At 71.3% G+C, this 12,768-nt stretch carries 14 protein-coding genes; 13 read left to right on the forward strand and 1 reads right to left on the reverse strand.

The annotated features are described in order from the left end of the window. Positions 1-462: acyl-CoA dehydrogenase family protein (locus ACFVXA_RS19130; RefSeq protein WP_390025733.1), on the reverse strand; the 462-nt coding region annotated here is incomplete at its 3' end. A gap of 331 nt (positions 463-793) precedes the next feature. Between ACFVXA_RS19130 and ACFVXA_RS19135 the strand changes: the two genes are divergently transcribed. The 13 genes from ACFVXA_RS19135 (at position 794) to ACFVXA_RS19195 (ending at position 12,543) form a co-directional block, all read left to right on the forward strand. After that, positions 794-2,011, forward strand: coding sequence for an MBL fold metallo-hydrolase (locus ACFVXA_RS19135; protein WP_362020299.1), 1,218 nt, complete (start codon positions 794-796; stop codon positions 2,009-2,011). 355 nt (positions 2,012-2,366) lie between these two features. Continuing rightward, positions 2,367-4,610, forward strand: coding sequence for an ATP-binding protein (locus ACFVXA_RS19140; RefSeq protein ID WP_390025736.1), 2,244 nt, complete (start codon positions 2,367-2,369; stop codon positions 4,608-4,610). Between the two features lie 80 nt (positions 4,611-4,690). Continuing rightward, positions 4,691-5,125 (forward strand): roadblock/LC7 domain-containing protein, encoded by a 435-nt coding sequence (locus ACFVXA_RS19145; protein WP_362020302.1) that lies wholly within the window; start codon positions 4,691-4,693, stop codon positions 5,123-5,125. A 2-nt stretch (positions 5,126-5,127) separates the two neighbouring features. Beyond that, positions 5,128-5,499, forward strand: coding sequence for a DUF742 domain-containing protein (locus ACFVXA_RS19150; protein WP_390025738.1), 372 nt, complete (start codon positions 5,128-5,130; stop codon positions 5,497-5,499). Beyond that, the gene (locus ACFVXA_RS19155) at positions 5,477-6,076 is read left to right on the forward strand and encodes an ATP/GTP-binding protein (RefSeq protein ID WP_362020307.1); all 600 of its coding nucleotides are present in this window, start codon (positions 5,477-5,479) and stop codon (positions 6,074-6,076) included. The genes ACFVXA_RS19150 and ACFVXA_RS19155 overlap by 23 nt, the downstream gene beginning before the upstream one ends. Beyond that, a complete protein-coding gene (locus tag ACFVXA_RS19160; protein ID WP_390025740.1) occupies positions 6,073-6,669 on the forward strand; it encodes a GAF domain-containing protein in 597 nt (198 codons plus the stop codon). Before ACFVXA_RS19155 ends, ACFVXA_RS19160 begins: the two co-directional genes overlap by 4 nt. 256 nt (positions 6,670-6,925) lie before the next feature. Continuing rightward, positions 6,926-7,102: a hypothetical protein gene (locus ACFVXA_RS19165; protein ID WP_384018734.1), complete on the forward strand. Its 177-nt coding sequence runs from the start codon at positions 6,926-6,928 to the stop codon at positions 7,100-7,102. A 122-nt stretch (positions 7,103-7,224) separates the two neighbouring features. Then, positions 7,225-8,253 carry an L-threonine 3-dehydrogenase gene (gene tdh / locus ACFVXA_RS19170; protein ID WP_362020313.1) on the forward strand — a complete coding sequence of 343 codons (1,029 nt, stop codon included), beginning with the start codon at positions 7,225-7,227 and terminating at the stop codon, positions 8,251-8,253. 209 nt (positions 8,254-8,462) lie between these two features. Next, the gene (locus ACFVXA_RS19175) at positions 8,463-9,656 is read left to right on the forward strand and encodes a glycine C-acetyltransferase (RefSeq protein ID WP_383746704.1); all 1,194 of its coding nucleotides are present in this window, start codon (positions 8,463-8,465) and stop codon (positions 9,654-9,656) included. Positions 9,657-9,674: 18 nt separating this feature from the next. Beyond that, the gene (locus ACFVXA_RS19180) at positions 9,675-10,577 is read left to right on the forward strand and encodes a LysR family transcriptional regulator (protein WP_362020316.1); all 903 of its coding nucleotides are present in this window, start codon (positions 9,675-9,677) and stop codon (positions 10,575-10,577) included. A 167-nt stretch (positions 10,578-10,744) separates the two neighbouring features. Continuing rightward, a complete protein-coding gene (locus ACFVXA_RS19185; protein ID WP_390025742.1) occupies positions 10,745-11,398 on the forward strand; it encodes a helix-turn-helix domain-containing protein in 654 nt (217 codons plus the stop codon). After that, positions 11,395-11,931 carry a GNAT family N-acetyltransferase gene (locus ACFVXA_RS19190; RefSeq protein WP_384018725.1) on the forward strand — a complete coding sequence of 179 codons (537 nt, stop codon included), beginning with the start codon at positions 11,395-11,397 and terminating at the stop codon, positions 11,929-11,931. The genes ACFVXA_RS19185 and ACFVXA_RS19190 overlap by 4 nt, the downstream gene beginning before the upstream one ends. 252 nt (positions 11,932-12,183) lie before the next feature. After that, positions 12,184-12,543 carry an MmcQ/YjbR family DNA-binding protein gene (locus ACFVXA_RS19195; protein WP_390025744.1) on the forward strand — a complete coding sequence of 120 codons (360 nt, stop codon included), beginning with the start codon at positions 12,184-12,186 and terminating at the stop codon, positions 12,541-12,543. Positions 12,544-12,768: the final 225 nt, after the last annotated feature.

A 12,768-nucleotide genomic window follows, 5' to 3' on the forward strand; every position in this document is an offset into this window, starting at 1 on the left:
GGTGTCGCCCTCCCGGACGGCACGCGTACCGCGCCCGCCCAGCTCGGACCCCGCGCCGCGCTCGCTGAAGAGCTGGCACCAGACCTCCTCGCCAACCCACACCGGCCTGCGGAACTCCCGCTTCTGCTCCTCGGTGCCGAGTTCCAGGACCGGGTCCGCGAAGAAGCCGTTCGAACAGAGCAGATTGCCGATGCCCAGGTCACCGACGCACAGCTCCTCCTGCACCAGGACTTGCGTGAACACGTCGGTGAAGCCGCCCCCGCCGAACTCCTCCGGCAGCATGAAGCCGGTGATCCCCACCTTGGCCGCCTTGCGCCACAGGTCCCACGGCGTCTCGACGTCCGCCTCGTCCACGGCACGCGCGCGTGGACGGATCTCCTCCCGGGCGAAAGCACGCGTCAGTTCCACGATGTCGCGCTGCTCCGCGCTGAGGGGGGCCAGCTCGGTGGGGAGGTCGGACATGGTGCCTCCGGATGCGGACGGATCGGCGTGGCCCCTGGCCACCGGACGGTTGCTGAATCAGTCGGTTACTGAATCATCAGTCAGTATCGGAACCGCGTGGGGCTCTGTCAACGTACTGAACGGATCATCAGTAGTGGGTCACGCGGAGGCGGCCGCGCGTGTGGGGGGCTGTCCGAGCACTGTTCGCCGGCGCGGAAGAAGCGCGTGCGCGGCGGGGTTGAGGAGACATAGACCGAGGGTCATGGACATCGCGCTGTGACGGGGGCGACCCGGCGCTGTCAGAGGCGACGACCATAATGGAAGGCCTGACCGACTCCACCTGGAGGTAACCGTGACCGGTTTCCGTACGTTGAGCTCCGGGCTCCGCGCGCTGCGGCCCGCCGCTTTCGGCGCGGATCCGGGTGGTGAGCGCCTGGAGCGCATCCGCAGATCGCCGAACTTCGCGGATGGTGTCTTCAAGAACGCGGAGAGTGCCCGGACCCGCCCCGACGGCTCCATGATCGAGTTCGCGAAGGTGTACTTCCGCAAGGAGGAGCGCGTCCACCGCGTCCCCGCCGGGACGATCCCGGTGCATGCGACGACGCTCGCCGACCTGGCCAAGCCCGCGGCGAGCGGCCTGCGGATCACCTGGATGGGGCACTCCAGCGTCCTCGCCGAGATCGATGGGCACCGTGTGCTCTTCGACCCGGTCTGGGGCGAGCGCTGCTCTCCGTTCAACTTCGCCGGCCCCAAGCGGCTGCACCCGGTGCCCCTGCCGCTGGCCGCGCTCGGCCCGGTCGACGTCGTCGTCATCTCCCACGACCACTACGACCATCTCGACCTGCCCACCATCAAGGCCCTGGCCGACACGGACACGGTCTTCGCGGTGCCGCTCGGCGTCGGTGCCCACCTGGAGCACTGGGGCGTATCCCCGGACCGGCTGCGCGAGCTGGACTGGAACGAGTCGACGAAGATCGGCGGAATCACCCTGACCGCCACCCCGGCGCGCCACTTCTGCGGCCGCGGCCTGCGCAACACGCAGCACACGCTCTGGGCCTCCTGGGCCGTCGCGGGCGACGAGCACCGGATCTACCACAGTGGCGACACCGGCTATTTCCAGGGCTTCAAGGACATCGGCGCCGAGCACGGCCCGTTCGACGCCACGATGATCCAGATCGGCGCCTACAGCGACTTCTGGCCCGACATCCACATGACGCCCGAGGAGGGCATGCGCGCCCACCTCGACCTCCAGGGCGGGCGGCCCTCCGGGGTGATGCTGCCGATCCACTGGGCGACGTTCAACCTGTCGACCCACCCCTGGGTGGAGCCGGGCGAGGGCACCATCGCCGCCGCGCGCGCGGCCGGTGCGCGCATCGCACTGCCCCGCCCCGGCGAGCCGTTCGAACCCACGGCCGAGACCGTCCCGTCCGAGCCCTGGTGGCGTGGCGTGGCGGTGCCGCCGGAGGGCGGATGGCCCGCGGTGGAGGAGGCGGCCGCCGACACGCCGGGTGACGTCACCGACGGCTCGGCGGAGGGCACCGGGGAGCCGGAGCCGGTACCCGCAGGCTGAATTTCCTGAATTTCCGATGGACGGCGAGGGCCGGAGAGCGAACCGCTCTCCGGCCCTCGCCGTCTGTTTGCGACCACTTCTGACCAGCTGCGATCGGATCGACGCGTCGATGGAACGCGTGTCCGATGGAGTTATCGGTCTGTCGTACGACGCCTCATACCAGAGCGGGATGCTCTGCGGGTGACTTTGTCAACTGCCCACCGCACATGATGGATTGGCGACTACTGTCAGTTGCCGTCGGGCGACGCAGGGCCGAATTCTTCGGCTCTCTCGACCGGCACCGCGATGCCGCACGCCCGAGTCGCGCAGACCCGCGGGAGCCCCGCGCTCCCGACGCCACCGTACGAGGACACCGATGTCTCACCTTCGCGCACCGGCCGCACGCGCAGACCGCCGTGAGGGCGGGCGGCACGGGCGACCGGTCGCCCACACCGCCCCCTCGCTGCCCGAGTCCCACCTGCGGCCCCAGCTGCTGCGCCTCGCGGTGCTGCCGCCGACCGCGGTGGCCCTCAGCGCCTGCGCGGCCGTACTGTTCACGGTCCGCTCCACCGGCGCCCGGCCCGGCCTCACGCTGTGGGCCGTACTCGCCGGGGCCGTGGGCGTGGCACTGGCCGGCATCCTGATCGCCGCCGTGGCCGCCGACCGCGCCGCCAGATCCGTACGGGAGCGCATCGGCGCCCTGCGTCGCACCAGCGCGCGGACGGACGGCGACCTGCGCGCCCTCGTCGAGGGACTGCGCCGGGGCGAGACCCCGCCCGCGCGCAAGACCCGGCGGCAACCCCCCGCGGACGCCGACGACTTCGAACTGCTCGCCGCCGACCTCTCCCGCGCCCACGACGGCGCCGTCGCGGCCGTCGTGCAGGCCGCCCAGCTCTCCAGCCAGGCGGGCAGCGAACAGAAGGTCGAGGTCTTCGTCAATCTGGCCCGCCGCCTCCAGTCCCTCGTGCACCGCGAGATCTCCATCCTCGACGAGCTGGAGAACGAGATCGAGGACCCGGACCTGCTCAAGGGCATCTTCCACATCGACCACCTCGCCACCCGCATCCGGCGGCACGCCGAGAACCTCGCCGTGCTCGGCGGCGCCGTCTCGCGCCGGCAGTGGAGCAACCCCGTGTCCATGACGGAGGTGCTGCGGTCCGCGATCGCCGAGGTCGAGCAGTACTCGCGGGTCAAGCTGGTGCCCCCGATCGACGGCACCCTGCGCGGGCACGCGGTCGCCGACGTCATCCACCTGCTGGCCGAACTCGTCGAGAACGCCACGGTGTTCTCCGCCCCGCACACCCAAGTGCTGCTGCGCGTCAACCTGGTCACGTCCGGGCTCGCCGTCGAGGTCGAGGACCGGGGCCTGGGGATGCCCCTGGGCGAGCAGAACAAGATGAACGCCCTGCTCACCGACCCGGACCAGGTCAATGTCGCCAGCCTGTTGCAGGACGGGCGCATCGGCCTGTTCGTGGTCTCGCAGCTCGCCCGCCGGCACGGCATCCATGTGCGGCTGCAGAGCAACATCTACGGCGGCGTCCAAGCCGTACTCGTCGTGCCCCAGGGACTGTTGGGCAACGCGCCGGGCGCCCCCGGGAACGTAGCGCAGGGGCAGCCGCCGGAGACGTCCGGGGGACGGCGGCCGCAGCCGAGACCGCAGGCCACGCAGGCGGCTTCGGCGCCCGCGTCGCCCGGCGGCCATGCCTCGGCCCCCGTGCCACGGCAGGTCCGGCGGGACCAGGCACCCTACGCCGGCGCGCCGGGCGCGCTGCCGGGGGAGGGCAGCGGGCCCGCGCCGCTTCCCGTGCGCGGTACCCACCCGGAGCGGCCCAACCCGGCGGAGGCGCTGCCGGGCATCCGCGCCGAGGACCGGCGCACCGCGCGGGAGAACGCGGCCGCGCCGCCCACGCCGCGGGGCGGCGCCGTCCGCGGCACCATGGGCAAGCCCCAACTGCCCAGGCGCCGCGCCCAGGAGCACATCGCGCCTCAACTGCGCGAGGGGCCCGCACCCCGGCAGGACACGGAGTACGTCGTCGGCCACGACCCCGGCCTCATGGCGGCGTTCCAGCGGGGGATCGGGCTCGCGGAGGCGGCCCACGCCGAGACGGAACGCATGCGGGCGTCGTCGCCCGTGCCTCCTCCGGCCACGTCCGCGTCGCCCATGTCTGCGTCGCCCACGTTCGCATCGCCTACGTCCGCAGAGCCCAATTTCGTATCGCCCACGTCCCCGTCGAGTACGTCCGCAGCGCCTGCGTTCGTCTCGCCCACTTCCTCGTCACGCACGTCCGCCGCACCCGGGGACCGGGCGCACCTGGGCCTGGTGCACATGGATGAGCTGCCGCCCCTGGAAGTGGTCAGGGTGGACGCGCCGCATGGGGACGTGACGCACCCGGACGGTGCCCACGCGGACGCGGCGCACATAGCCGACCCGCACACGGCGCACGCGCCGGCGCCACACGAGGCCGACGGGGCGCGGGACACGAGGTCCGCGCCCCACGAGGCCACAGGGGCGCTGGACAGCGGACCCGCACCGCATCAGGCCCGAGGGACGCGGGACAGCGCTCCCGCGCCCGGACACGACCTCACCGCCCGGCACGACGGGAGCACACCGGCCGGATGACCAACCCCCTCTCCATCCCCACCCCCACGCCCCTTCCCTCCGCTCCCGCAGACCTTCGTACCCCAAGGAGTCGATCCACCATGGCGAGCGATGCGCCGACCGGCCAGGTATCCGATCTCGACTGGCTGATGAGCGGTCTCGTCCAGCGCGTACCGCACACCACGAGCGCGGTACTGCTCTCCTGCGACGGACTCGTGAAGTCGGTCCACGGCCTCGACCCGGACAGCGCGGACCACATGGCGGCGCTGGCCTCCGGCCTCTACTCCCTCGGCCGCAGCGCGGGCGTCCGCTTCGGGGACGGCGGCGACGTACGGCAGGTCGTCGTCGAACTCGACTCGACGCTGCTGTTCGTCTCCACCGCGGGCTCCGGCACCTGTCTCGCCGTGCTCGCCGGACGCGAGGCGGACGCGGCGGTGCTCGGCTACGAGATGGCGATGCTCGTCAAGAGCGTCCGGCCGTATCTGATGACCGCGCCCCGCCAACCCGCCGTCGGACCCTCGGCGATGAGGCCTTGAGCGTGGCCGCGACCGGCGACGGACCTTGGCTCGACGACGCAGCCGGACGCCTCGTACGCCCCTACACGGTCAGCAACGGCCGGACCCGGCCCACGACCGCGCTCGACCTCCTGTCCCAGGTCATGACCACCGGAGCCACGCCTCTCGATTACCTCGGCCCCGAGCACACCCAGGCGCTCGAACTGTGCCGGTCGCCCGTCTCGGTCGCGGAGATCGCCGCCCATCTGAAACTCCCGGCGGTGGTCACCAAGGTGCTGCTGTCCGACCTCGTCGACTGCGGGGCACTCACCACGAAACCCCCGGAGTTCCACCACAACCCCACTGACCGGTCTCTGCTGGAGGCAGTGCTTGATGGACTACGACGACAGCTCTGATCCCTTCCCCACCGCGCTGAAGATCCTGGTGGCGGGAGGGTTCGGGGTCGGCAAGACAACCTTCGTCGGCGCGGTGAGCGAGATCGCGCCGCTCAGCACGGAGGAGCTGCTCACCACGGTCAGCGCCGCGACCGACAGCCTCGACGGCATCGAGAACAAGGTCGAAACGACCGTGGCGATGGACTTCGGCCGCATCACCCTCGATCCGGAACACGTCCTCTATCTGTTCGGCACCCCCGGGCAGGAGCGGTTCTGGTTCATGTGGGACGAACTCTCCGAAGGCGCGTTAGGCGCGGTGATCCTCGCCGACACCCGCCGCCTGGAGGACTGCTTCGCGGCCGTCGACTTCTTCGAGCAGCGCGGTCTCGGATTCATCGTCGCCGTCAACGAGTTCGACGGCTCGTACCGCTACGACCCCGAGGAGGTGCGTGCGGCCATCGACCTCGACCCCGAGATCCCCGTCGTGCGCTGCGACGCCCGGATCTCCAGCTCGGGCGTGCAGACCCTGCTCGTCCTGGTCCGCCATCTCCTCGCCCACGCGCCCGCACACGCCCCGAGCCATGGAGCCCATACATGAGGTACGACCCGCCGCGTCCGGCCGGTCGCCTGCTGCTCACCCCGGAGGACAAGGACGCCCCCGCCCGGGTGCGGCGACTGCGCAGGCTGGGGTTGGGGGAGCGCGCGGAACCGGCCCTCGACGCCTTCGCGGACCGGCTCGCGGAGGTCGCCGCCGTGCCGTACTCGATGGTCAACTTCATCGACGAGAACCACCAGTTCTTCGCGGGCCTGCACACCCCGGACCCGGGCGGCCCCGGCGCCCTGCCGGCCACGGCCGCCGACGACGGGGGCCGTGCCGCCCCCGAGGTCGGCCGCTACCTGACCCGCGACTACGGCTTCTGCCCCCATGTGGTGGTCCGGCGCAAGGCGCTGGCCCTGGAGGACGTGTGCGACTACCCCCGCTTCGCCGGGAATCCGGTCGTCGACGAGATGGGCGTCCGCTCCTACCTCGGCGCACCGCTGATCGACCACACGGGCATCGCCCTCGGCACCGTCTGCGTCGTGGACGTCGAGCCGCGCCCCTGGGGGACGGCGGGGCTGGAGACCATCAAGTCGCTGGCCGCGGAACTGGTCGAGCAGATCGAACGACGAGAGGGAGGCGGCGGGATCTGACGACGTGCGGGGGTTCCGAGGACGTGCGGGGTTCTGAGGGCGTGCGGGGGTTCCGAGGACGTGCGGGGTTCTGAGGGCGTGCGGGGGTCCGAGGACGTGCGGGGTTCTGAGGGCGTGCGGGGGTCCGAGGACGTGCGGGGATCTGAGGACGAGCGGGGGTCCGAGGACGTGCGGGGGTTCTGAGGACGTGTCGGGCGGTCAGTCGTCCCCCGGCCTTGCGTATGCTCCGCCCGTGTATGTGATGCGCCCCCATGGGATGTACGTAAAGCATGTCTCCGTAGTCGCCATCGCGTGCGGGGCGCTGCGCGCGGGCAAGGCCGTCCTCGTCGAGAAGCCCCTGGACATCGGCAGACCTCCTGAACGCGTGCACCGGTCCGGCTCCCTGAAGGCGGGCACCAGTGCAGGCGTGAAGGAAAGCTGCGGCCGCGCTTAAGAAATCCTCGATGGACCAAGGGCATCGCCGTACGGCAGATTCCTACGAGAATTCACCCCTCTCCCCGGTACGGGCTCCTTCGGCGTGCCCTGCCCCGGGACCTCACCCACAGGAGCCGTCGCGTGAAGGCGCTGGTCAAGGAGAAGGCGGAGCCCGGGCTCTGGCTCATGGACGTCCCGGAGCCGCAGGCCGGCCCCGGCGACGTACTGATCAAGGTCCTCAGGACCGGTATCTGCGGCACCGACCTGCACATCCGCAACTGGGACGGCTGGGCGCAGCAGGCCATCGAGACCCCGCTCGTGCTCGGGCACGAGTTCGTCGGCGAGGTCGTCGAGACCGGCCGTGACGTCGCCGACATCCAGGTCGGCGACCGCGTCAGCGGCGAGGGTCACCTGGTCTGCGGCAAGTGCCGCAACTGTCTGGCCGGGCGCCGCCATCTCTGCCGCGCCACGGTCGGCCTGGGCGTCGGCCGCGACGGAGCCTTCGCCGAGTACGTGGTCCTGCCCGCCGCCAACGTGTGGGTGCACCGCGTCCCGGTCGACCTCGATGTCGCCGCGATCTTCGACCCGTTCGGCAACGCGGTGCACACGGCGCTGTCGTTCCCGCTGGTCGGCGAGGACGTCCTCATCACCGGCGCCGGACCGATCGGTCTGATGGCCGCCGCCGTGGCCCGGCACGCGGGCGCCCGCAACGTCGTCATCACGGACGTCAGCGAGGAGCGTCTGGAGCTCGCGCGCAAGATCGGCGTGAGCCTCGCCCTCAATGTCGCGGACACGACGATCGCCGACGGTCAGCGCGAACTGGGTCTGCGCGAGGGCTTCGACATCGGCCTGGAAATGTCTGGCCGCCCGGAAGCGATGCGCGAGATGATCGCCAACATGACGCACGGCGGCCGGATCGCGATGCTCGGACTGCCGTCGCAGGAGTTCCCGGTCGACTGGTCCCGGATCGTCACGTCCATGATCACGATCAAGGGCATCTACGGCCGCGAGATGTTCGAGACCTGGTACGCCATGTCGGTCCTCATCGAAGGCGGCCTCGACCTCGCTCCCGTGATCACCGGCCGGTACGGCTACCGCGACTACGAGGCGGCCTTCGCCGACGCGGCGAGCGGCCGCGGCGGCAAGGTCATCCTCGACTGGACCGCCTGAGACCCCCGGACCTCCGGGACCCTGGACCGCCTGAGACCCCCGGACCTCCGGGACCCTGGACCGCCTGAGACCCCGGAACCTCCGGGACCCCTGGACCGTCTGAGACCCCGGAGTTGGCCGGGACCTTTGGACCGCCTGAGACCCCGGAGTGGCCGGGATCCCTGGCCCCCCTCAGCCCCGGACTGCTTGAGAACTTTAAGGAACTGATGATGTTCGATTCCGTACGCGACGACCTGCGCACCACCCTCGACGAGATCCGCGCCGCCGGTCTGCACAAGCCCGAGCGTGTCATCGGCAGCCCGCAGTCCGCGACCGTCAGCGTCACCGCGGGCGGCCGCCCCGGCGAGGTCCTCAACTTCTGCGCCAACAACTACCTCGGACTCGCCGACCACCCCGAGGTCGTCGCCGCCGCCCACGAGGCCCTCGACCGCTGGGGCTACGGCATGGCGTCCGTGCGCTTCATCTGCGGTACCCAGGAGGTGCACAAGGAGCTGGAGGCGCGCCTGTCCGGGTTCCTCGGCCAGGAGGACACGATCCTCTACTCCTCCTGCTTCGACGCCAACGGCGGCGTCTTCGAGACCGTCCTCGGCGCCGAGGACGCGGTCATCTCCGACGCCCTCAACCACGCGTCCATCATCGACGGCATCCGGCTGTCCAAGGCGCGCCGCTTCCGGTACGCCAACCGTGACATGGCCGACCTTGAAGCCCAGCTCAAGGAGGCCTCCGACGCCCGGCGGCGCCTCATCGTCACCGACGGCGTCTTCTCGATGGACGGCTATGTCGCGCCTCTGAAGGAGATCTGCGACCTCGCCGACCGCTACGACGCCATGGTCATGGTCGACGACTCGCACGCCGTAGGCTTCGTCGGCCCCGGCGGCCGCGGCACCCCGGAACTGCACGGCGTCATGGACCGCGTCGACATCATCACGGGCACCCTCGGCAAGGCACTCGGCGGCGCGTCCGGCGGTTACGTCGCCGCCCGCGCCGAGATCGTCGCCCTGCTGCGCCAGCGCTCCCGCCCGTACCTCTTCTCGAACACGCTCGCCCCGGTCATCGCGGCGGCCTCCCTGAAGGTCCTCGACCTGCTGGAGTCGGCCGACGACCTGCGCGTCCGGCTCGCCGAGAACACCGCGCTGTTCCGCTCCCGGATGACCGAGGAGGGCTTCGACATCCTCCCCGGCGACCACGCGATCGCCCCCGTCATGATCGGTGACGCGGCCGTCGCCGGGCGCATGGCGGAGCTGCTCCTGGAGCGCGGTGTGTACGTGATCGGCTTCTCCTACCCCGTGGTCCCGCAGGGGCAGGCCCGGATCCGGGTCCAGCTGTCCGCCGGGCACTCCACGAAGGACGTGAACCGGGCGGTGGACGCGTTCGTGGCCGCCCGTGCCGAGCTGGGCGGCTGACCTGAGAGAATCGGTCGCATGATCGAAGCGCGGCGGCTCCACATCCTCCGTGCGGTGGCCGACCACCGCACGGTGACGGCGGCTGCCGCCGCGCTCTATCTCACTCCCTCGGCCGTCTCCCAGCAGCTGGCCGCCCTGGAGCAGGAGACCGGTCACCGGCTCGTCGAGCGCGGCGCGAAGGGCGTACGGCTGACGCCCGCCGGCGAGATCCTGCTCAGCCACACCAACGCCGTCCTCGCCCAACTGGAGCGCGCCGAGGCCGAACTGGCCGCGTACAGCTCGGGTTCGGCGGGCACGGTCACCGTCGCCTCCTTCGCGACCGGCATCGGCCTGGTCGTGGCCCCCGCGCTGGCCCGCCTCGCCGTCGCGGCACCCGGCATCCACATCCGCGTCCAGGACGCCGAGGGCGACGCCAGCCTTCCGATGGTGCTCGACCGGCAGGTCGACATCGCGGTCGCCGTCGAGTACCGGGGCGCCCCGGCGGCGGACGACCCGCGCCTCACACACGTCCCGCTGTACGCCGAGCCCTTCGACGCGGTCGTCCCGGTCACCCACCGCCTCGCCGACGCCGAGGAAGTGCCGCTCGCCGAACTGGCCAAGGATCCGTGGATCGGCCCGTATCAGGGCAACCCCTGCCACGATGTCGTCGTCCTGGCCTGCGAGAACGCCGGATTCCAGCCCCGCCTCGAACACTTCTCGGACGACTTCCGCGCCGTCGTCGCGCTCGCCTCGGCCGACGCGGGTGTGGCCCTGGTGCCCCGCTCGGCGCTGCGCGGCATGGACCTCACGGACGTGGTCGTGCGCCCCGTGGACGGGATCGCCCCCACCCGCCGCGTCTTCGCGGCCGTACGGCGGGGGGCCGAGGAGCACCCGTTGATCCACCCGGTGCTGACCGCGCTGGGCGAAGCGGCCGAGGAGTAGCGGGAAGCGGCCACCGGACCCCGGGCGACCGGCGTCTCCGCGCACGGCGAGTGGTGCGGGCGCTGCCGATGCTGGAGCGGACACAGGTGGCATTTCGGGGTGCAGGGCCGTCTTGGAGATCTTTGTCGCCCGGAAGTCCGTCTCGCTTACGGGATAGAATCCCGAATATGAGAATCGATGGCGACGGTACTGACGTCGGCGGCGACGGTCCCGCACCCGCACCCGCACCCGAGCCGGCACCTGCACCTGCACCTGATCTCGATCCCGATCCCGTCTCCGCGCGCCTTGCCACCCGGCTGGGCGAGCTCAGGGCCGAACGCGGCTGGTCCCTGGGGGAGTTGGCGGAGCGCAGCGGGATCAGCCGCTCCACCCTCTCCCGCGCCGAGCGCGTGGAGATCAGCCCCACGGCCTCGCTCCTGAACCGTCTGTGCGCTGTGTACGGGCGGACCATGTCCCAACTGCTCAGCGAGGTCGAGGCCGAACCCGCCCTGCTGGTCCGCGCGGCCGACCAGGCGATCTGGGAGGACAAGGCCTCCGGGTTCGTACGGCGATCGGTCTCGCCGCCGCATGCCGGGCTGCGCGGAGAACTGGTCGAAGGTCGGCTCGCCGCCGGCGCCGACATCGCGTACGACCGTCCTCCCGTGCCCGGCCTGGAACAGCACATCTGGGTCCTCGAAGGGGCGCTCGACGTGACGGCGCAGGACGTGGAGCACCGCCTCGACGCCGGTGACTGTCTTCGGCTGCGGGTGTGGGGCCCGACGCGTTTCGGCTGCCCCGGTCCCGAGGACGTGCGCTACGCCTTGGCGGTGGTGCTGCCATGATCAGCGTCTCCCGGCTGAACGCGGCAGAACTCCTGGCCTCTGTAGAGGAGTTGGCGGACCTGTTGGCCGACACCGTGGACGGCGGGGCCTCGATCGGATTCCTCTCACCGCTCGACCGCGCGGCGGCCGCCGCCTGGTGGGAGGGGCGCGCTGTCGCGGTGTCGGCCGGTCATCTCGCCGTGTGGGTGGCGCGTAGCGCTGATCGACTGCTCGGCACCGTCAGCCTCGCCTTCCCGGACAAGGCCAACAGCCGCCACCGCGCCGAACTCGTCAAGCTGATGGTGCACCGGGACGGCCGCGGGCAAGGCCTCGGCCGTACGCTCCTGGCAACCGCCGAGACTGAGGCGGCCGCGGCGGGACTGACCCTCCTGCACCTGGACACCGAGACCGACAGCCCCGCCGAGTCCCTCTACCGCTCCGCCGGCTGGACCCGGCTCGGAGCGATACCGGACTACGCGGCAACGCCGTCGGGCGAGTTGCGCCCGACGACCATCTTCTACAAGCGGGTGGGAGCTGCCGAGCGTCCGCAGTGAACAACCGAGGGTCCTTGGGCCGTCGGTGCGCCGGGCCGTTGGGTGCGTCGGTGCGTCGGTGCGTCGGTGGGTCGGTGGGTCGGTGGGTCGGGCCGTTGGGCCGGTGGGTGCGCGGGTGCGCGGGTGCGTCAGGTGGTGCGCGCCATCGCATCTCCCGTGGCGGCTCCGCGCGTTCCCTCCCCTCTGACCTCGGTCTCGTCCCATTTCGTCCTCGACGCTTCGATGTCAGTGCCATTGGCTACGGTGCGTCTCATGCCGGATGCCGAAGACGTACGCCGTATCGCCCTCTCTCTGCCGGACACGACGGAGAAGGTCGCCTGGAGCATGCCCACGTTCCGGGTCGCGGGCAAGATGTTCGCCACGCTGCCCGAGGAGGAGACCTCCATCGCCGTTCGCTGCCCGAAGGAGGAGCGCGACGAGCTCGTTCTGGCCGAGCCGGGAAAGTTCTGGATCGCCGACCACGAGGCGGGCTTCGCCTGGGTCCGGGTCCGTCTCACCGCCCTGGAGGACGACGGCGAACTCCACGACATCCTCGCCGACTCCTGGCGCCAGGCGGCCCCGCCCCGACTGCTCGATTCCTACCCGGAGTTGGGCCTGCCGTCCGCCGACTGAAATCCCCCCGGCGTTGTCGGTGCTCCGTGGCATGATCCGGCAACAGGGGTGGAAAGCCGGGAAGGATTCGGCAGAGCGTGGCTGGGGAGGGGTGCGAGGGGGATGGCCGGGATGTCATCGGGCGACAGGCCGCCATGTGTTTCCGGGGCTCGACGGGGGGCTGCGGAGGGGTGGCGCGAGGCTTCTCGGGCGGCGGAGCCGCAGGGAGACTTGGCAGCACTCTCC

The sequence above is a fragment of the Streptomyces sp. NPDC058246 genome, assembly GCF_042881985.1.
In the GTDB taxonomy this organism is placed as follows: Bacteria; Actinomycetota; Actinomycetes; order Streptomycetales; family Streptomycetaceae; genus Streptomyces.